The following is a 21,592-nucleotide window of genomic DNA, read 5'->3' as shown; positions in this document are numbered from 1 at the left end:
CGATTTTTGGCTGTAAAAGGTATCGGAACGGAGGGGTTTTCGATCTATTCTCTTACGTTCGACCATATTTCTCGTAAATGGTGGATCTCCTATCAGATGGATACATGTCCGTGTCCAGTGGGCGGAAACCACTTCACAGTGCGAATCACTAGTGAATCGCCATTAGAGCTTCAGTTAGATCGCGGGCTTTAATTTAAAAACTAATATGCGGACCAAGAGGTCCGCACTATTGAACTGTTATGTTTTCGGAGTCGGGCGCAAGGAACCTTTTGACGATTATTTATGACTATTACAATCTATGCTGATTCCAATATTTATCGGTATGTCGCAACTGGCGAGCTAGAAATTACCACTATTGGCTCCGTTCGATTCGCTTATTCCAGTGTTCATTTTGATGAAATGATACGAACTGGGAGCTTGGAAATACTGAAAGGTCTTGAAGCACTAAATGCTGTCCCGTTGGTAACAAATGAAAACGGTGAGTATGACATTGATAGCATAGGTGTTTGTTTAGAATATGTAGACCCGTATAAAAAGTTTGAAGATTACAAATCTGATTATGTGGAGCGGCCTGACGCTGAAGCATCTCTTAATGAGTTATTGTTAAGGATGTTGGGAGCTGACAATATAGAAGAGTTAAAAAAGGCTCCAGATACATTATTATCTCTTGCGGACGACATGAAACAATACTTTGGTGAGGAGGCGAACGATATTCAAGAAAGAGCCAAATTAGCGTCAAATGACCTCGAGACGTTAATCCAAGGAGATTTGTCTACAAGAAGGCCGCTTACAAAAACTCGTACGGAGTTTGGATATCCCAAAGGGGCAACTTCGTTACATGAGAATGATCAAAATCCTATTGACGAAATTTGGGAGCGATTAAGTTCAAAATTAAGCGGAGTAACAAAAGAACAATTTTTTAGTTTTGAAGCTATCCCAAATGTTGAGTTGGAAAGAAGCAGAGTCGGTGATGTAGCTGGTTGCCACTTGATTCTTAATATGATTGGCTATCATCCGGACAAAGGACTACCGAATCGAGAAAAAATTAGGAACATTCTGTCTGATGGACAACATCTTGGTTATGGGTCAATGTGTGGTTGTTTTCTAACGTCTGACTATAGGCTATACAAAAAGGCAGATGCGATTTTCAAATTTAGGAAATATGCATCACAAGCAGAGCATATTGAATATAAATCTGAGGGAATGTCGACAACTCTGGTTGAACCAGGGTCAGTTCGTAGGGTAAAGCTGGAGCGGTCAAGTGAAACATAACAAAGCTGTTATAGGGACATTTTTTGCTTCGTTCCGTTTTGGGGTGGCTACGCCACTTTACCCCAAAACTCCACTACGCAAAAAATGCCCCATACAGCGGCGTTAGAGAACCGAGTTCCCCAAGAAAAGTCGACACCTCACTACCACCTAACGAGGGTCTAGAAAATGCCAAAGAAATTTGGTTTTGGGAAATCAATTAAGATATGAAGTCATATATTTTTAGCATTTTGTTTTTCTTGGTAAGTGCAGCATTAAATTTAGCCGTTTTCTTCATTTCGTATCGAAAACTAACATTCCCTTTCCTGCACGAGGAACAGAGGATGGATAATGCATCAAAAATATTTTTATATGTTGTTCCTAGTTACTTACTAATAGCGTGGGGTTTTTCCGTATTGGTATATTTTGCAATCAAGAAGAAAGCGTAACAAATTGGTCAAATTCACTCTAGCCTGTGGGGTCCGCAGGACATAGCACTCTGGGTTACAAAATCTCCAATCATTTTTAAGCAGCTTATGAAAAAATGTGTGTCTGAAACAGTGTCTACTTTTGGTGGGGAAGATCAAAACGGTGTTAAGTCGTAACGCAGAGATATCAAATATAGTGAGGAGCAATGAAATTGCATAGGTAACGCGTGTCGTTCGCCCGCTTCGTGGGCTTGGACTTTCGTTTCATCACGCTTCGTTAAGGAACCACATGCGGACACGATGCCCCAAGAAGGTAAGCCCACCATCCCACATGGAGAATGTGTTTTGAGAAAAAATTACGTCTTGATAGATTATGAAAATGTACAGCCGAGCTATATGACGGCTTTAGACGCTGACCACTTCCATGTTTTAGTATTTGTGGGAGCTAGTCAAACTAAAGTTACTTACGAGGTTGCATCCGCTTTACAGGCGATGGGGGATAGAGCCGAATATATAAAAATATCCAGCAGTGGCAGTAATGCCCTGGACTTTCATATAGCGTTTTATATCGGGAAAATTGCAGCTCTAGAGCCGGATTCATATTTTCACATAATCTCAAAAGATTCAGGATTCGATCCACTTGTCCAGCACTTAAAAAGCAAGAAAATCCTTGCATCCAGAGTAAAATCAATTTCTGAAATACCTTTGATTAAAATTTCCAATTTAAAGTCACCCTCAGAAAAGGCTTCTGCTGTTATGGCTAATCTTGCACAACGAGGTGCATCAAAGCCCAGAACCTTAGAAACGCTCAGCAGCACAATCAATTCTTTGTTTCAAAAATCTTTAACGGAGCAAGAAATAGCCTTTATCATTGAAGAAATGAAGTCGCAAAAAGCTATTTCTATAAATGAAAAAAAGGTGGTATACATTTAGAGCACCTTTCAATCTAAGCGAGGAATAATAATGGGCGCAAAAACATGGATGATTGTTTATTCAAATGAACAACCTTCAGAACGATTTAAAAATTACCCCAAACCAGATCTGGAAAAAACGGTAACTTTATTAAATCGTCTATATCCCGACGAAAAACTTGAGAAAATCGAAGACGTTGATTTGTCTTATACCTCTCCTCCTGATGATGTGATATATGCGGGGCATTTCGATGGAGTTGCCGTAATCGCTGCCAAAGAATTCGGAATAGATAATCCATCAAAGATTAACAATCGGTTCATCTCTGAGTCCCCCTTTAAACACATCTATTTACACGCTATGCATAGTGTTGTTGATTGGCTCGCTTTCGCTAAATGGGAGGATGGAGAGCTAAGCCGATCCCTTAGTCTTTCTCCTGATAGTGGAATAATCGAAGATATAGGTAAAAAGTTCGACTTCGAAATCCCTTACTGGAATGGAGATTACCCGGCGATTGATCCTGAGGATGAGAATGCAGAGGAATATCGCTTCAAGTTTCATCCCTTAGAGCTTGGAGAGGAGGTATTAAAGCAACTTTTTGGTTATCAATTAGAAGGCTTTGCAAATGAAGATCTCATTGAGCCAGAGAACATCACTCTCTTTGGATTTAAGCGAGCTAAACCCTGGTGGAAAATTTGGTAGAAGGCAACAAAGCTGTCATATGAAAAAACTATTACCTATTCTGATTTTATTCACGTCCGTAGCAGTTGCAGAGAAAAGCACCTGCTACGGAACCACTTCCGATGGAAGATTAGAAAATGGAGTTAAACTCCCTGCATCAGGAGCCAACTTTGAAGGGTATAGCTCAATAGCGAGAGCAGCTGGTCGAACCTATGTTCATTCCCATGTAAGTGAAATCATTCTGGCTGGGTACAAAGACCTCGAAACCACAAATCCCGACAAAGTATTTAAATATGCTGAAACGGGGTTCGAGGAGGGTGGTCAATTTAAACCCCATAAGACTCATAGAAATGGCCTGTCTGTAGACTTTATGGTTTCAGTCATAGATAAAACTGGCAAGTCTGTTCATTTACCGACTCATCCGTTTAACAAGTTCGGTTATAACATTGAATTTGGCAATGATGGAACTTATGAAGAATTCACTATAGATTATGAGGCGATGGCTGCCCATATTGTCGCGCTGCATAAAGAGTCGATAAAACGAGGCTATGACTTGTGGCGGGTAATCTTTGACCCACAGTTGCAACCGAACCTGTTCAAAACCAAACACGGGAACTATCTGGCTAAAAATATTCAATTTTCAAAAACACCTTCATGGGTGCGGCATGACGAACATTACCATGTTGATTTCGCAATTCCTTGCAAGTAGCGGCGCTAAAAAAATTAACAATAAGCAATGAAAAACATCTGGTATAGGTTTCGACTGAGACCTGCCTCTTTCAACACAAACGTGGCCAGACTTAACCAAGTATCTAAATTAGTACGCAATATAGCGCCATGAACGGCGCTAGACAAGAGTGTGAGCGAAAAGAAGTGTCTGGGCAACAATTGGGTGGATCGGTGACTTGGGCACCTCCTAGCCATCAGTATTCGGATTGCGTAAATAAAGCAACTGGGCATCGAGATAATTTATGGCAAGCTTGTGAAAATGGTTTCGAAGCAGCAAAACATGCTCGAACCGATTGCAGAGGTGCAGGCAGTTGGTGATCCAGAGGAGAATATGATGAACAATTCCCGCGTATTAAGTAGCGCTTTCTTAGTCATAGGTTTGGCGATAGCTGCCTTTACATTTAAGACAACTAATCATAGTGAGAAAGCTATTCTTGCTACAGATAAAAACAATCCACCAATTGCAAATACGATAAACGGTAACGCTGGCTCACCGCAAGAAATTCAAGCACCCGCGCAGACAACAGAAAACTCTTATGATGGCCCCTCAGTGCAATACATTGGTTCTAACGAAAAATATGATCATAGCTTGCTTGGAGAAAATGCTCGAATTTATAGTGCCTATGACAACAGTACTCTAGAAACCCTTGCAGATGGGGGAGATTTACTTGCTGCCAAAGTGCTAGCCAATCGCTTGATAACTAATCCTCCAATGGACAGCCTCAATGATGAGCCGGAAGAAAATATCAAACGCTGGGAGGAATATTTACAAAAAAAGGAAAAATATATTGAACTGTCTTTGATATATGGCGATATGGAGCTAGTCAACTCCGCAGCCCACCTTTCTATGGAAGGGTTTGATCTTCGAGATCACGCTCAAGTTCATGATGCTGTACTGGAAGAACTGGCATTTTTGGAGTTTGCAGCCTTACGAGGGCTGCAAACAAAAAAATATCAAGATGCTCCGAGAGTCCTCAATCGATATAGCGGTATGCTGCATAAGCCCTTAATACTTAGCCAAGAGGACAAGTCCCACATCCTTGAGAGGGCCCAGGAAATTTATGATGACCTTGAAGCAAAACGTAAAGCAATGAATCTGGGACCATTTGAAGATATAGAAGATAAAAAGCATAACAAATTTTTTCCTGAATATGATCCGGCCAAGGATTATTTGGATGCTATGGGCGAAAATGCATTTTGAATGCGGTCTATTACCGCTTCAGTTAAAAGGTGAGCACATCCAGAAATAAAGGATCTGAAATGCTATAAGAGAAAAAGTCCGTTGACGACATTGCAATTCTGCCGTTCTTTAGCTGGACCTTAGGGTTTCGAGCGACTTAAAATTTGACCTGTCGTTTTTCCTCAAAGACTCGCCCGACAACGATTGGCACTATGCGCCGGATCATCCCGCAATAATCTTGCGGTAACACCATTAGTCCAGCCAAAACCATCCTGTAGCGGATATTCCCCGCCCTTCGCGTGTTCAAGCGTCGGGCGCAGTACATATTTTTCCACCAGCTTGCCTTCTGCCCGGTAAAGCTCGGCGACGATTGTCAGCCAGCGTTCGCGGATGTCGGCGGCAAGTTCGGTGTGGCAGTAGTTGAGCAGCCCGCGAATCGCGAGCCATTGCAGCGGCGCCCAACCGTTGGGGCGGTCCCATTGTTGGCCGGTTTGGCCAAGCTCTGTGGTTGAGATTCCACCCGGTGCGAGCAGGCGCTGGCGGATGGTGTCGGCGACGGCGTTGGCTTGTTCAGGGCTGGCCATCTCGACAAACAGCGGAACTACCGTGGCCGCGGTGAGATTGTCACGCTGTTGTTGCAGTTGCCAATCGTAATCCATGTAGGCGCCTTCACTCTCTCGCCAGAAGTATTTATTGATCGCGGCCTGACGGTCATTCGCGCGTTGAATAAAATCATCCACTGCCTGTATTTCACCGGCTTGTGCGCACAGGCGGGCGATCTGTCGTTCCAGCTTAAACAGCAGGCAATTAAGATCCACCGGAACAATGGCCGTGGTGCGAATGGTTGCTAATGAATGAGGATCGGTTTGCCAGCGCGAACTGAAATCCCATCCGGATTCTGCTGCCGCGCGCAAATCGCGATAGACATCGTGGGCCGGGCGGGTCGATGCACGCGCGGTGGTTACGTCTTCAAAATAAGATTCTTCACGCGGACCATCGCGATCATCCCAATAGCGGTTTAACCATGCACCGCAGGCCATGCGCACACAGCGGCGATGTGCTTCTCCCGGGCGCAAATCATCTGCACCATCCATCCAGAAAGCGTATTCCTTACGCAGCTGCGGTAAATAATCGAGCGCTTTGTGAATGCCGCCGGTTTCGAATAAATCCACCATCAGGCAAAACACCGGCGGCTGTGACCGGCTCAGGTAATAATTGCGGGTGCCATTGGGCACATGGCCGTAGGTGTCAATCAGGTAGGCGAAATTGTCGGCCATGGCACGTAACAAGTCCGACCGTTTGCGGTCGAGTAGCCCGAGCATGGTGAAGTAGGAATCCCAATAATACAGTTCGCTAAAACGCCCGCCGGGTACCACATAATCATGAGGTAAGGCGAGCAGCGATGAACGCTTGGGATGTTTGCGCGGGCGGCGGGTTAATACATCCCACAGGCTATCTATATGTTCCGCCAGACTCAGTTCACGGTTGGCGACAAAACAATCGGGCGGCGCTTCCTCGGCGGTAAAGTTATCGAGCACAAACTGCCGTAAATCAAAATCCTCGCGCGCGCAATTTGCACGATACTCACGAAGAATGTGCTCAGGATCATGGCGCGGCACACAGTCTACAAAGGTTTTGCTATCGGAAAATATTTCATTCATTTGCACCGCGACAAACAGTTCTTGATAGCGGTCTGCGGGCGTCAGGGTATCGGGTGGTAATAAATGTTGAATATCATCAGCATCAACTAACTCATCATCAGCAGTGGGTATTACTGCTCCGTATAATTCCACAACAGGCCTCCATCCACATAAAAGGTCGAACCGGTAACATAATCTGCATCCGCTGATGCGAGGAACGCGGCCAAGCCAGCCACATCTTCCGGCTGCCCCAGGCGCCGTAGCGGAATATTGCACAGCAACTTTTCCAGTAGTACAGGGTTATTGAGCAAGGTTTTATTCATGGGCGTTTCAATGGCGCCCGGTGCAATGTTATTGACGGTAATGCCGAGGTGCGCCAACTCAATGGCCAGATTGCGCGTCATCATCTTGAGCGCGCCTTTACTCGCGCAATAGGCAGTAAAGTTTGGAAAGGGTAATTCTTCGTGAACGGAACTGATATTAATAATCTTGCCCCCACGCCCGGTATCGCGCAGATGTTGCACGAAAGCCTGGGCGGTGAAGAACGCGCCTTTTAAATTGACGCTCATGGTGCGATCAAAATGCGCTTCTGTCATCTCCCAGAAAGGTGCAGGTTTTTCTACCCCGGCATTATTGACCAGGATGTCTATTGACCCCATCTGCGCCACGCCTTCGGTAATCAGATACCGGCAGGTTGCTACATCGGAAATGTCACCGTCCAGTACGCACACGCGGCGCCCGTGGGCCTGGACCTGCTCAGCTGCCGCCGCCGAGCGTTCATCCTCCACACGCCCGGCGATAATAATGTCGGCCCCTTCTTTTGCCAGGCGATCGGCAATACCCAGGCCTATACCTTGCGTGCTGCCGGTAACCAAAGCTACTTTGTTGGTCAGTCTCATCGGCGTGCCCCGAATGATGTGATTTCACGGTGAATGGCGGTAATTATCACGGATTTTTAGACATGCGTCTGTTAAACATGACACCGAGTGTGTGACTCGATAAATCGAGCCGATTGTAGCGGATGGGGATGATTTTATATCTGGTCAAGGGAGTTGTTGCTCATACAGCCCGGTTAGACGAGTACGGATTTCGTCGGCACCGGGCGCTCTACGATCAGCGGGAAAAGCGCGGGTTCAAGAATTCGCTGTTAACGGTGATTAACCCGATCTGTTATTCGACGAAATTTAAACCGCCGCAATAAACCTATAGCAAACAGTCCAAGCCCCAGCAACAGCGCGGAATTTGGCTCAGGCACATCTACGCTACGATCAACGTCTATTTCTACTGTAATGGTGTGCAGCCACAAATGATCCGTATGAGAGGTAACCCAGGCATTCATGGTTCCATCCAAATCAATATTCAAGGCGCAATAAACCGTATCATCATCACCGGGTACTGCAGCTATCTCAAACTGACACCAATCATTGCGGATCCAATCAGTTTCAAAAACCGTTAAGCCAGTATCGATGTCACCATGAACGTCTCGCCAGCCAAATATCCAGGAACTGAAGGTAACCATTTCGTTCACGTATGGAAGCCAGTTAATGTCATCAGTATCCGGATATTCGTCTTCATCGCCGAGATTATCTTCCGAATAAATTTCCGTGAAGTCGTAAATGAGTTTGATGTTGGTAATCGAATCTGTGGCTGGGGAATAGCCGACGGAGGTAAGGTCAAAAACGTGGCCTGCTCCACCATCGCTCATCAGTCGTTGTTCGACAACAAAAGTATCAGTGATTAAAAGCGCATTGACATTTAAAGAAACAAGAAATAGTGGAAAGAGCAGAATGGAAATAACCTGTCGCATAAAATACCTCCTTTGTATGGAGTATTTTATGAAGCAGATTGTAAGCCATTTTTTATAAGACTTTTTAAAATCAACACCTTGTCAAAAATCACAGCAATGCGGAATACCTTACCTTGTAAGGTATTCCGACAAAATTACCGAGGAGTAAATCGCCGCATTACTGCTATTTTGGCGCGAATTTAAAATATCAAATCAAAAATTCCAAAAACGACGAGCAATCCGATAATAAAAATAATCCCAATGATCCACAGAATAATCTTCATGACGTTTCCTCCAAAATTTATGCCGCAATTATCTGGACGCGATAGACCCGTTTTGGTTCATGTGCGCATTGTTTAATGTGCATGAACTGACACTAATGTTGTGACGATGGCTTGAGTATTAATGCGCCCAAGGGCGGTAAATCCAGTTGGAGCATGTAGGGTTGTTCGTGGCCGTGCTCTTCGAGAGCGAATGCAGCAGCCACACCGGAGTTTGATCCACCGTAGCATTCGGCATCGCTGTTTAACATAACCTTCCAGCTGCCGCTGACGGGTACCCCGATCCGGTAACCAGGGCGTGGGGTCGGCGTGAAATTGTGCACAACCAATAGCGGCGCGCCGCTTGTGCCACGGCGCAACCAGGCGTAGACGCTGTTTTTGTGGTCATCGCCGATGAGCCATTGAAACCCCTCCCCTTTGTGATCCAGCTCGTGTAGTGCAGGCTCGTTGCGGTACAGGTGGTTGACGTCTCTCAGCAATTGCTGCACACCGCAATGTTCAGGGTAATCGAGCAAGAACCAATCGAGTTGTTCGTCGTGGTTCCATTCCCGCCACTGCGCGATATCGCAGCCCATAAACAACAATTTTTTCCCGGGATGGGTCCACATAAAGCTCAGGTAAAGTCGCAGGTTGGCAAATTTTTGCCAGTGGTCGCCGGGCATTTTGTTGAGCAGTGAACCTTTACCGTGGACCACTTCGTCGTGGGATATCGGCAAAATAAAATTTTCGTAAAAAGCGTAAAGCAAACCAAATGTCAGTTGGTGATGGTGAAACGTTCGGTAGAGTGGATCTTCGCTCGCGTATTTAAGCGTGTCATGCATCCAACCCATATTCCACTTGTAGATAAAGCCGAGGCCACCCTCTTGCGTTGGGCGGCTTACACCGGGCCAGGCGGTGGATTCTTCAGCAATAACCATGGTACCGGGCGCATCGCTGGCAACCACATCGTTCAGGTGCCGCAAAAAATCAATGGCTTCGAGATTTTCGCGGCCACCGTATTGGTTAGGAATCCACTCGCCCTGTTCACGCGAATAATCGCGATAGAGCATTGAGGCAACGGCGTCGACTCGTAAGCCATCGATGTGGTAAGCACGCAACCAATGCAGGGCGGAGGCGAGCATAAAGCCATGCACCTCGTTGCGGCCGAGATTGTAAATATAGGTATCCCAGTCCTGGTGAAAGCCTTCAAAGGGATGGGCATATTCATATAGCGCGGTGCCGTCGAATTGACCGAGGCCATGCGCGTCGGTGGGAAAATGCGCGGGCACCCAATCGAGAATAATGCCAATCCCCGCCTGATGACATTTATCCACGAAGGCCGCGAAATCGGCGGGGTTGCCGTAACGTGCAGTAGGCGCAAACTGTGAGAGCGGTTGGTAGCCCCAGGAGCCACCAAAGGGATGTTCCATGATGGGTAATAACTCAATATGACTGAAACCCATATCGACAACATAGGGAATTAACTGGTCTGCCAGCTCATGCCAATTGTAGATCGGATCTTCGCCCCAACCGCGCCGCCACGAGCCCACATGTACTTCATAAATACTGATGGCTTGTTTATAAGGATCAGCGGTGTTGCGCCGCTGAATCCATTGCTGATCGTGCCATTGAAATTCGAGGGGCGCACTGACCACGGAACCGGTTGCTGGCGGTGCCTCGGTCGCCAGGGCCATAGGATCTGCCTTCAAGGTAACGCTACTGTTACAATCGAGAATTTCAAATTTATACACTTCGCCCGCTTGCAATCGCGGTATAAAAATTTCCCATACACCGGCAGGATAACGCACGCGCATCGGATAGCGACGACCGTCCCAAGCGTTAAAATTTCCCACGACCGAAACACGCCTTGCATTGGGCGCCCACACCGAAAAGCGCACGCCGGATATCCCTTCATGCGTCGTCAGTTGCGCGCCAAAAACCCGACCCATCTCACGATGATTACCTTCACCGAACAAATATAAATCCATATCTCCCAGCAGTGGACCGAAGGCGTAAGGGTCTTCCATTTCACACATGCCATTCGCCCACAGAATTCGGTAGCGGTAGGGTTTGCGTGTAGGCATCGTGAGCGTAAATAAACCCGGCGCCAGGTCTTGCGACATTACACCCAGGGATTTACCGGTAAATGCATCAAGTACCTCGACGCTGATGGCGCGCGGCATAAAGGCGCGCAGGATACATTCTTCGCCCTGCGAATGCGGTCCGAGATACGCAAACGGATCACCGTGGCAGGCACGGACCAACGCTTCGATATGGCCGCGCTCCGCTTCAGAAAGAGCAGACACAGATTGATCAATCACTGGTTACGCTCCAGATAATGTAGGGTGATATCCATCAGACCTTGTAGCGGTACATCGAGCCACTCCTGACGGAAGTTTGCTTCGTAGAGAATTTCGTATGCGGCTTTTTCAATGCGAAATAATGCCAGCGCGGCGTCCGGCCCGTGACACACCGTCCAGGCGTGCGGTAGACCTGCAGCTGCTTCGCAATAAGCATCCTGGAACGCACTACGCGTTTGCTCAAGATACTGCGCCGCAATAGTTCGCCGCGCTTTTTCTGCCTCGAGTGATTCGTCGGTACTCTGGGCATCACGTATTGCCATAGCTGCAGCGTAGTCGAACGAGCGTAACATACCTGCGACATCCTTGAGTGGGCTCTGGCGTTCGCGACGCTCCGCCATAGTTCGATTAGGCTCGCCCTCAAAATCGATAAAGTAGGCATCACCGCCCACAACAAGTACCTGGCCCAGATGTAAATCACCGTGCACGCGCGTACGAATACCTCCGGCAGATTCGGCAGCGAGTTTATGTACGAGCGCAATCAACTCCTCGCGGTGCGTGAGCAGCCAACTGGAGTAGCGTGTACCTTCTGGCCCGAATACATAGCCGGTGCTAATGGCATCCAACGCCTGACGCACCAGCTCACTGGTATTTTTGGCCCATGCATCTGTCTCTGTGGTGGTGACGGGTAGCGAACCGAATTCCGGATTATCGGAAGCTTGTGCAAGTGTTAAATGCATTTCGCCGAGGCGTCGGCCAAGTTTGTGCGCAAAGGCTTTAAGTTCTGACATCGCTGTGTATTGGTTTTCAACCTGCGAGAGACCACCGGCAAGCTGATCGCGAATCGCACGTTCAAGTGTGTCCTGCGTCCATTGCCAGGCATCGCCCTGATTGGTGAGGAAGCCTTGCAGGATCATCAGAGTGTGCGCTTGTCCCTCAGCGTCTATGCGGCGCACTTCACCGAGCATGGGCGCGATATTTGAATAGCCCTGCTCCGTGAGATAACCCCCGATTTCACTCTCTGGATGAATGCCCTGCACCACTCGCCGAATCACTTTCAAGACCATCGAATCGCCAATAATGACAGACGTATTGGATTGCTCGGCAGAAAGTACGTTTACTTCATCGTCCGGTTTGTCTTCTACATGATTGAGTTGCGTGGTACCGATAAATTGAATTTCCCCATCATCCCACTCCATCACATATTCGTTGCGCAAATTACGTAATACCTGCCGCGTAAACGCCGGTAAGGTTAACGCATCGGTCAATAACCCCACTTCGCGGCCACGCCGTAAACGAGCCAGCGCTAATGCTTCTTGCCTGGGCGTATGGGGATCTTTTTCGGGAATAAAACACAGTGGCAACTGATACTGACTCAGATTTCCGTTAACGTTCAACTCCACTTCGGCGAGTACCGAAATGTCACCCTCTTCGCTAAATGGCAGCGCATAAAGCATACGCACTTCGCCGCCGGCGGTTTCGTCGTGTCCGGCAAACCAGCGACGTTTGGGCAAATAGGTTTGCAGCGATTCGCGCTCAAGTGTGGTGCGCGCCGGTGTTTGCAGAAGTTCTGACAATTGCCGTTTGATAACCAGCGTTGGCAATTCCGGCATACGTTCAACCGGGGCGATGTGCCACGCCGGCATTTGCGTTTCATCGGCCAGCAAGAACCAATAGAACGCGTAGGGGGGTAACGTCAGTTGGTAATAAAATTCACCAATGGGTGGGAAAGGTGCACCGCCCACCATCTCAACAGGTACCTTGCCGTTAAACGCGGACAGATCCAACTCTGCTGCCTGGGCCACACGCGATAAATTGGCCACACACAGGATGACTTCATGACGACCATCCACACCGGTGTATTCGCGCACGTAAGCCAGAATACGGCGATTGGTCGGCGCAAGCATTTTTAATGTGCCGCGACCAAAGGCTTTTTGTTGCTTGCGCAAGGCGAGCATTCTGCGTGTCCAGTTCAGCAGCGAATGCGGATCGCGCGCTTGCGATTCAACGTTAACCGTTTGATAGCCGTACAAAGGGTCCTGAATCGGTGGCAAGACGAGACCGGCTGGATCAGCGCGGGAAAAGCCACCGTTGCGATCAACGGACCATTGCATCGGTGTGCGCACACCATCGCGGTCGCCGAGAAAAATGTTATCGCCCATACCGATCTCATCACCGTAATACAAGGTCGGTGTGCCCGGCATGGATAGCAGCAAACTGTTAAGCAATTCCACACGGCGGCGGTCGCGTTCAACCAGCGGCGCCAAGCGGCGGCGAATGCCCAGATTAATGCGCGCGCGGCGGTCAGAGGCGTAGTAATTCCATAAATAATCGCGCTCTTTATCGGTCACCATCTCCAGCGTTAGCTCGTCATGGTTGCGCAGAAAAATCGCCCATTGGCAATTGGAGGGAATCTCCGGCGTCTGCCGCAAGATATCAATAATGGGATAACGGTCTTCCTGCGCGATGGCCATATACATGCGTGGCATCAACGGAAAATGAAACGCCATGTGACATTCATCGCCTTCACCTCCGTCTTTTCCGCCAAAGTAGAGTTGCGTATCTTCCGGCCATTGGTTGGCTTCGGCGAGCAGCATACGGTCGGGGTATTTTGCGTCCAGCTCGGCGCGGATTGTTTTCAATACATCGTGCGTTTCTGGCAGATTTTCATTGTTGGTGCCGTCGCGTTCGATCAAATAGGGAATTGCATCCAGACGTAAGCCGTCCACACCCAGGTCAAGCCAAAAGCGCATCACGCTGAGTACTTCTTTCATCACCTGCGGATTATCAAAATTCAGATCCGGCTGATGCGAATAAAAGCGATGCCAGAAATACTGGCCGGCCACCGGATCCCAGGTCCAGTTGGAGTTTTCGGTATCGAGAAAAATAATGCGCGTGCCGGCATATTTTTCCGGGCTGTCGGACCACACATAATAGTTGCGCGCCCTGGAACCTTTTTTAGCCTGGCGCGCGCGCTGAAACCAGGGATGTTGATCCGAGGTATGGTTAATAACCAGTTCGGTAATTACCCGCAACCCGCGTTGATGCGCCGCTGCAATAAATCGACGTGCGTCGGCCATCGAACCATAGTCAGGATGCACGGCACGGTACTCTGCAATATCGTAACCATCATCACGACGTGGCGAGGGGTAAAATGGCAACAGCCAAATTGTATTTACACCAAGGTCCGCAATGTAATCGAGCTTTTCAATCAAGCCGGGAAAATCGCCGATGCCATCGTTATTGGAATCGTAAAACGATTTCACGTGCACCTGATAAATTATCGCGTCCTTGTACCACAGAGGATCTTTTAAAAAGGCCGCAGGCTTGGCGCGCTTCGCCATGACTCACCTCACCGTACTGGGCGAATGCGCCAGATGCCGAATGGCTGATGCCAGGGCTCCAGACGCATCCACTGGGTTTTGCCATACCAGGTCCAGGTATGGCCGTTCATCAGATCTTCGCCGTGCATGCTATGGAAGTCGGGTAAACCGAATTCCCACAGCGGTAATTCAAAGGAGGCTTCATGGGCGTGAAATGGATCGAGGTTGATAGCGATCAGGATAAAGTTACTGAGGTCTGGTGTGCGTTTTCCGAAGTAGAGGATATTGTCGTTGTCGGCTTTATAAGCTTTAAAACCCAGGTGAGTCTGTAGGGCAGGGTTTAATCGACGAATGCGATTGAGCTGGGCGATTTCCGCATTGATGTTACCCGGTGCGAAATAATCCCGCGGGCGAATTTCATATTTTTCAGAATTAAGGTACTCCTCTTTACCCGGGACCGGTGCAGCTTCACAAATTTCAAAACCCGAATACATTCCCCACAAACCTGAACCCATGGTGGCGAGGGCCGCGCGAATTAAAAATCCCGGACGCCCACTGTTATGCAAAAAACGCGGATTGATGTCTGGCGTATTGACGAAAAAATTTGGGCGATAGCAGTCGCGCCAGGGCGGCTCATTGAGTTGGGTGAAGTAGGCTTCCAATTCCGCTTTGGTATTGCGCCAGGTGAAATAGGTGTAACTTTGGCTGAAACCAATTTTACCCAGGCGCGCCATCATCGCTGGCTTGGTGAATGCTTCAGCCAGAAAAATAACATCCGGGTGACGATGGCGAATGTCGGCAATAAGCCATTCCCAGAAGGGCAAGGGTTTGGTGTGTGGATTGTCTACGCGAAAAAGTGTTACGCCCTGCTCTACCCATCCTTCCACCACGTCGCGCAGCGCTAGCCATAAATCGGGAAGTGCGGCTTCTGCATAAAAATCGACATTAACGATGTCTTCGTATTTTTTAGGAGGATTTTCAGCGTGACGAATACTGCCGTCCGGTCGCCAACTGAACCAGCCGGGGTGCTCCGTCAACCAGTGATGATCAGGTGAGCATTGAATTGCAAAATCGAGCGCAATCTCAAGTTTGTATTCACGGGCCGCCTTTACCAACGCACGAAAATCTTCCTGCGTCCCCAGTGCCGGATGTATGGTTTCGTGGCCGCCCTCCGCACTGCCGATAGCATAAGGGCTACCGGGATCCTCGGTATTGGCAACAAGAGAATTATTGCGTCCTTTGCGATTGCGTTCACCGATGGGATGAATAGGTGGAAAATACAGCACATCAAAACCCATGGCGCTGATGGCTGGCAGGCGCTCGATGACGTCATTAAATGTGCCGTGGTGATCGGGATGGTTACTTGCGGAACGCGGAAACAATTCATACCAGCTCGCAAACTGCGCCAGCTTTCGTTCTACATCAACTAAATAAACCGGGCTGCGTATCTGGTGTGGATGCGCTTCCATACTGCCCATAATTTGCGCTGTGGTTGGTGCGAGTAAAACAGCAAGGCATTCATCGTCATTGCGCGCCTTTTCAAGTTGCTGAAGCAATCCATGGACCTGCTCAGCCTGCTGCGTCGATGCGCGCTTGGCAATCTGCCGCACCAACAGCTCACCTTCCTGTAATTCAAGATGAATGGGCACACCAGCAGAATGCTTTTTGGTGATCTCGTAAACGAATGTTGCATAAACATCCCACCAGGCTTCGACAGCAAATTCTATTCTGCCTGCACGTGTTGGTGTAAAGGATGTTTGCCAGTGATCGTTACTTAATTCTTTCAACGGCAGTCTTTGCCATTTCTCTTCAGCCTCCATGCGCCACAACACTGTAGCGGCCAATTTATCGTGCGTATCAGAAAAAATTACCGCACGGACGGTTATCGGACTTCCAACGGTACCTTTTGCAGCGAAGCGCCCCGCTTCGATAACGGGCTCAATATTTTCTATTGCAATACGAGGTAATTTTACCGCGGCATGCACATCAGTGGGATGTGCTGCGGTATGAATTCGGTTTTCGGCAAGCGACATCGTAACCTTCCTCTCTTTTCCGTTTTGCATCCTCGGTAAAGCCTTGCTGATGCTGGAAAAAAGAGTCACACACTCATGTGTGGCGGCTAGCAGCACTTCTCCAAGGCTATTTCACCAATAGCCTTATGGTGCTCTCATTGAATCAAAACCTATGTTCGGCTGTGAACATAATCTGTACTAAACGCAGAGATAATGTGCCAAAAATTTGAAATTTTTTAATTTTTTTGGTGATTAGGTTTAAAAAAATAATATTTGCGTTTCGCTTAAACGAAACGACTATTCGTTAGAATTTTAAAAATATTTTTTACAAAAATAAAAGGAAGTGGGAGAGTGCTATTATTGGTTGCGTGTTGCCCAAAGAGCAATAAGCTGAAATTTAGTCACGCTCATGAAAGGAATTAACGCGCGGTTATCTTTTCTAGAAGTGGTCGACGTGAGGAAGGGCATCATCCCTCCCCCAACACCCCCACCAAAGCCTCAATATCCTCCGCACCCTGCGGTGAGATATCGATGATTTTAAAACCGGCCCAGTGTTTGCCGTTGTAATCCGCATTGCGGGTCCAGAGGCAGTCGACGCCGATGTGGATGGAGTTGCGGCCGTTGACGTGTTCCGGCAGGTGCAAATCGAGTTTGTATAGCTTGTCTTCTTCGAGGCGCACATCGCCGATGATCATCAAGCCTTCGCTGTGGATGTTGACCAGCCGACCGATGTATACGTCACGCAGGCTGTCGTACACATCGACGGCGCCATTGATACCGTGGCGCTGTAGCGCCCGGTCGTTGGATATTCCTGTCATTATTGGGCGGTCCCGACCTTTAACGTCTCTGCACGCTCGTTGAGCGTCTGGTAGATATTTTCCAGTGCACGTTCGAAGAAGGGTTTGGTGCTGCCGATGATGACTTTGGCCTTGCCCGCAATCATGTCGCGCGCGAGTTGCAAACCGGCACTCAGGGAGACTTTGCGCCCCTGCTGATCCACCAGCATGTAATGCTGGGTTTTCTTGTTGTACCAGGCTACTTTCAGGCGTTTGCCACCTTCGAATTCAAACCAGGTGCCAAACTCAATCATCTTCAGGCTATCGACGATCTTGGCTTCTTCCGGCGTGACCGGGTCGTTGGCGGCAACCATTTGTCCGGCTTTTTCTGCCGCCATACTTTCCAGTTTAGTCCGCATTGGCGCCGGTGCAGGTTCGGCTTTGCGACTTTGCAGTGCCATTTTTTGTAAAGAGATGACCGCTTCGATCAATTTGCGGCCTTTGCCCTGTTCGTAACCGATGGTTTCGAACCCGCGTTCCAGCGCAGCCATCAGCGGTACGTGCAGCTCGATCTGGCGTTGTTTATCGATCTGCAGGGTCTTGGGCTCGATGCTCCACAGCAATTGGTCGATCACTTCCAGCGAACGGCGCCAGCTATCGGAATTATCGCCATAACGCAGTAACACAAAGGACATGTAGTCGGACCAGGGTTGCAATAACAGCAACAGAATCGCCGAGGGCAGTTCGCGCTGATCGGTGCGGTTGCGGACTTCCTGGTTGACCTGCAATTTAGCTTCACGCAATTTTTCTTCGCCCTGCACTTTCTCCATCGCGCGGCGCTCCATCAACTCCTGACGGCGGGCAACGTTGTGGGTGTAGGCGTTAAATTCCAGCAGCAACTCGGCGAAGATGCGCACATCGTTTTTAAATTCTTCCAGCAAACGGAAGACGGTGGTTTTGATCTTGGTGTAGATATCGTGCTGCTCGCTGCCGTCGTTGCCGACCCAGCGTACCCCGGCTTCGGCCAGGCTGTTCAACAACACGCGCGCCGGGTGTTCCGGTTGCTCAAAAAAGCCTTTGTCGATAAAGGCGATCTTGAGAAACGGCGTGTGCAGGTAACTCAGCAATGCCTTGATGGAATCCGGCAGGTGATCGTCGGAGAGCATGTATTCAAACAGCATGCCCACCAGATCGATGGTTTGCATGTCGGTGGAGGTCACCGCGCCGTCTTCACGCTCAGAGGCGATCTGCTGCAGCATTTGCAGGCTGATATCGCCCACGGTTTGCGGCGGCAAGGCCACCAGGTTCAGGTTGGCAGGATTGGGGTTGGCAGCCATCACTTGTTGGGTGGCAATCAGCGCCTGAACCTGGAGGTGTTGCAACACACCGACCAGCTGTTCATTGGTCAGGATCTGCGTGGGTTGCACTGGCGCATTCATAACCGCCGGATTGCCGGTGCCCATGCCACTGGCGTACAGCAATTGTTGCGCGGTAAAGGCCTGGGGCGCGTTAGTCGCGGCGCCGGCTACCTGGCGGTTGACATGGGCCTGCAATAACCGGATCGCGCCGAACAGGCTGGATTGGTATTGCACATCGCTGGGGCTGAGTTCACCGGTCAGCAAGCGGTCACTGGCGCGGCGGCGCTGTTGGTTTTCATCCAGTTCGTCCTGTGCCGGTTCACCGGCCTGACCCTGCGTCGGGGCCGCAGCGTCTTCCTGGTTGACCGCAACAAACTTCAGGTTGGGCAGCAATTGCTGACCGATCAGGTAATGGTTCATCTCGTCGTAGAGCGCATCCAGCTTGCCGACCACCTCCTGGTCAAAGGTTTTGTAACCAATGATCTTGGTTTTTACGTCCACCTCCAGGCTGGTGAGCACCTTGCGCAAGGCTTCGCAGAATTGCACCGGGCTGGCGGGATTACTGCGCTCGTCCAGCTTATCGCCTTCGTTCAACAACGCCAGGCGCTGGTGCAAGGCCCACAGGGGCTCGGCATAAAAGGCGTCGGCGCGATGGGTAATAGAAGTGATGGCGATGGTTTCTTCCAGATCGGAATGCTCCACCAGGGACAGCATGTCTCCGCTAAAACGCTCTTCGCCAGTCAGGGTACTCAGGGTTTTGTTCTTGAATTTAACAAAGCCATTACCCAGGTGCTGGCTGAATTCATGCTCCGCCGCCTGTTGTACGGCGGTGAGCAGGTTTTGAATTTCGAATAAGGCAACTTGCTCTTTGTTGGAGCGGGCGCGCTCGGCATGCTCCATCATGACCTTGAGCCACTGTTGCCAAAAATGGGGAAATACACGATAGGCGAAGCTGCGGGTCAGGTCGCGACAGTGTTTAAGGTGCTGAACAATCTGTTGCTCAGTTAATGTTGGCGTCATCGGCTGTTCTCGATCGCTTCCCGTCTTGGTGGAGGAAAATTTCCCGAAATTTTTATCCATAATCTTCATATCCCAACCCTGTGCTGGTGACTGCTGACTGGGCGTTGTTATGGCACCTCAATTTGCGTAACAATGCGGCAATATTAGCAGCTTATGTAAATTCCGCTACTGAATGCGACCAGTGTCACGCTTTGTCTGCCAAACCTGCCACTTTGTTGCCGGGCATCTGCGAATCACCCCCAGTTTCATGCGCTTCGCAATGATATGAAGTTGCGAGCAATTTTCACTCCAAGATGTATAACACTGTCACTTTTTTACTGAACCCTCTGTCACATAACGCAGCGATTTTTGCACCAGAAAATTGCAGAACACCGTTTCAAACGCACCAAAGCAACGCACCTCCGCCGGACAAACCTTGCGGATATCGTCGAAATTTGTAAAGAAATCCTTGTTTTACAGGGTTATAAGCAAACTGGTACTCATATTGCTAAATGCTATGTCGAACCACTTGTCCGCACTCTGGGTGTTCAGGACGAAAGACAATTTGCAATAGAAAGCTAGGGTTCCGGCTGTTAGTTACAGTGACTGGTCCGAGAGCTTTCGACCTCAAAGTAAAGAAAATCGACAGTTTTGGCGCCAGCCAGTCGACGTTCAGAGGTTACACGGCGGGACAAAAGCCCGGGAGACGAATGGCCTGATCAAGCTGCTTTGCAGCTAACAGCCAGAGTGCTCCTACTAAACCGATGTAACCACTGGAGGTTTGCCATGTCGCGCCTGACCACTCTTATCATCGCGCTACTTCTTTCAACCTCTGCCGCCGCGGCAGAGCCATTCAAGATCTGTTGGTCTATCTACGTCGGCTGGATGCCTTGGGGCTACGGCGCCGATCAAAAAATTATCGATAAATGGGCGAAGAAATACGGCATCGAGATCGAAGTCACCCAGATTAACGATTACATCGAATCCATCAACCAATACACCGCTGGCCAATTCGACGCCTGCAGCATGACCAATATGGACGCGCTGACGATTCCGGCAGCGGGCGGCGTTGATAGCACCGCCCTGATCGTGGGTGATTTTTCTAACGGCAACGACGGCGTGGTGTTAAAAGGCGCGAACAAAACCCTGAAAGATATCAAAGGCCAAAACGTTAACCTGGTGGAACTGAGCGTATCCCACTACCTGCTGGCGCGCGGTTTGGAAACCGTCGGTTTGAAAGAATCCGATATCAAAGTGGTTAACACATCAGACGCGGATATGGTGGCGGTTTACGGCACCAAAGATGTCACTGCTGTAACGACCTGGAATCCACTACTTAGCGAAATCCTTTCCCAACCCAACAGCACCAAAGTGTTTGATTCGTCGCAAATTCCCGGCGAGATCATGGACTTGTTGATCATCAATACCGACACCCTGAAAAAGAACCCTGCCTTGGGTAAAGCCCTGGTCGGCGCCTGGTATGAAATCATGGGCGTGATGAGCGCACAAGACAAAGCCGGTATTGCGGCGCGCACGGCTATGGCGGTTGCGTCCGGCACAGACCTGGCGGGTTATGAAGCGCAATTGGCCAGCACCAAGATGTTCTACAAACCTGCCGACGCATTGGCTTTAGTGAACAGTGATGAATTGCTGGGCACCATGAAAAAAGTGGCCGAGTTTTCCTTCGAACATGGCCTGCTCGGCGAAGGCGCACCGGATGCCACCTTCATCGGCGTTGAAGGCCCGCAAGGTGTGTACGGCAATAAGAAAAATATCAAACTGCGCTTCGACACCACTTATATGCAAATGGCCGCCGACGGCAAGTTGTAATCGGGCAAACGTAGGTCGGATTAGCGCAGCGTAATCCGACAATACAAGTGTTAAAAACACGGACTCGCCAAATCGCGTTACCCACAATAAAAAATTTGCAACTGTTGAAGGTCAGTGTCGGATTACGCTGCGC

General features: G+C 49.2%; 14 protein-coding genes and 1 riboswitch. Of the genes, 6 read left to right on the top strand and 8 right to left on the bottom strand.

Annotation, left to right across the window (positions count from 1 at the left end; translation table 11 throughout):
* Window positions 1-282: 282 nt before the first annotated feature.
* The 5 genes from ACSV5M_RS10605 to ACSV5M_RS10585 all read left to right on the top strand — a co-directional run bounded on the left by ACSV5M_RS10605 (window position 283) and on the right by ACSV5M_RS10585 (window position 5,196).
* Entirely contained in the window at window positions 283-1,272 is a 990-nt protein-coding gene (locus ACSV5M_RS10605) for a hypothetical protein (protein WP_439176142.1), read from the top strand.
* A gap of 704 nt (window positions 1,273-1,976) precedes the next feature.
* Complete coding sequence (locus ACSV5M_RS10600) at window positions 1,977-2,609, top strand: PIN domain-containing protein (protein WP_439176140.1); 633 nt, start codon at window positions 1,977-1,979, stop codon at window positions 2,607-2,609.
* Between the two features lie 30 nt (window positions 2,610-2,639).
* Complete coding sequence (locus ACSV5M_RS10595) at window positions 2,640-3,287, top strand: DUF6928 family protein (protein ID WP_439176138.1); 648 nt, start codon at window positions 2,640-2,642, stop codon at window positions 3,285-3,287.
* Window positions 3,211-3,975, top strand: coding sequence for a penicillin-insensitive murein endopeptidase (locus tag ACSV5M_RS10590; protein ID WP_439176136.1), 765 nt, complete (start codon window positions 3,211-3,213; stop codon window positions 3,973-3,975). The genes ACSV5M_RS10595 and ACSV5M_RS10590 overlap by 77 nt, the downstream gene beginning before the upstream one ends.
* Before the next feature lie 300 nt (window positions 3,976-4,275).
* On the top strand, window positions 4,276-5,196 hold the full coding sequence (locus ACSV5M_RS10585) for a hypothetical protein (RefSeq protein ID WP_439176134.1): 921 nt from the start codon (window positions 4,276-4,278) through the stop codon (window positions 5,194-5,196).
* 161 nt (window positions 5,197-5,357) lie between these two features.
* On the opposite strand, the gene treF is transcribed toward ACSV5M_RS10585, so the two are convergent.
* The 8 genes from treF to ACSV5M_RS10545 form a co-directional block, all read right to left on the bottom strand.
* A complete protein-coding gene (gene treF, locus ACSV5M_RS10580) occupies window positions 5,358-6,968 on the bottom strand; it encodes an alpha,alpha-trehalase TreF (RefSeq protein WP_439176132.1) in 1,611 nt (536 codons plus the stop codon).
* On the bottom strand, window positions 6,947-7,714 hold the full coding sequence (locus tag ACSV5M_RS10575) for an SDR family NAD(P)-dependent oxidoreductase (protein ID WP_439176130.1): 768 nt from the start codon (window positions 7,712-7,714) through the stop codon (window positions 6,947-6,949). Before ACSV5M_RS10575 ends, treF begins: the two co-directional genes overlap by 22 nt.
* 248 nt (window positions 7,715-7,962) lie before the next feature.
* Window positions 7,963-8,622 carry a PEP-CTERM sorting domain-containing protein gene (locus ACSV5M_RS10570; RefSeq protein WP_439176128.1) on the bottom strand — a complete coding sequence of 220 codons (660 nt, stop codon included), beginning with the start codon at window positions 8,620-8,622 and terminating at the stop codon, window positions 7,963-7,965.
* 355 nt (window positions 8,623-8,977) lie between these two features.
* On the bottom strand, window positions 8,978-11,182 hold the full coding sequence (glgB, locus tag ACSV5M_RS10565) for a 1,4-alpha-glucan branching protein GlgB (protein WP_439176126.1): 2,205 nt from the start codon (window positions 11,180-11,182) through the stop codon (window positions 8,978-8,980).
* The gene (gene treS, locus ACSV5M_RS10560; protein ID WP_439176124.1) at window positions 11,179-14,505 is read right to left on the bottom strand and encodes a maltose alpha-D-glucosyltransferase; all 3,327 of its coding nucleotides are present in this window, start codon (window positions 14,503-14,505) and stop codon (window positions 11,179-11,181) included. The genes glgB and treS overlap by 4 nt, the downstream gene beginning before the upstream one ends.
* An 8-nt stretch (window positions 14,506-14,513) precedes the next feature.
* Window positions 14,514-16,517 (bottom strand): alpha-1,4-glucan--maltose-1-phosphate maltosyltransferase, encoded by a 2,004-nt coding sequence (locus ACSV5M_RS10555; protein WP_439176122.1) that lies wholly within the window; start codon window positions 16,515-16,517, stop codon window positions 14,514-14,516.
* A gap of 446 nt (window positions 16,518-16,963) precedes the next feature.
* Entirely contained in the window at window positions 16,964-17,314 is a 351-nt protein-coding gene (locus ACSV5M_RS10550; RefSeq protein WP_439176120.1) for a PilZ domain-containing protein, read from the bottom strand.
* Complete coding sequence (locus tag ACSV5M_RS10545; protein WP_439176118.1) at window positions 17,314-19,719, bottom strand: DUF1631 domain-containing protein; 2,406 nt, start codon at window positions 19,717-19,719, stop codon at window positions 17,314-17,316. Before ACSV5M_RS10545 ends, ACSV5M_RS10550 begins: the two co-directional genes overlap by 1 nt.
* A gap of 477 nt (window positions 19,720-20,196) precedes the next feature.
* A riboswitch (guanidine-I (ykkC/yxkD leader) is annotated at window positions 20,197-20,337 on the top strand.
* Between the two features lie 78 nt (window positions 20,338-20,415).
* Here ACSV5M_RS10545 and ACSV5M_RS10540 point away from each other — a divergent pair.
* Entirely contained in the window at window positions 20,416-21,459 is a 1,044-nt protein-coding gene (locus ACSV5M_RS10540; RefSeq protein ID WP_439176116.1) for a putative urea ABC transporter substrate-binding protein, read from the top strand.
* The last annotated feature ends 133 nt before the right edge of the window (window positions 21,460-21,592 follow it).

The sequence above is a fragment of the Cellvibrio sp. ARAG 10.3 genome, assembly GCF_051846955.1.
GTDB lineage: Bacteria > Pseudomonadota > Gammaproteobacteria > Pseudomonadales > Cellvibrionaceae > Cellvibrio.
The sequence above is the reverse complement of the archived record's forward strand: the minus strand, read 5'-3'. Positions and strand labels throughout refer to the sequence as shown.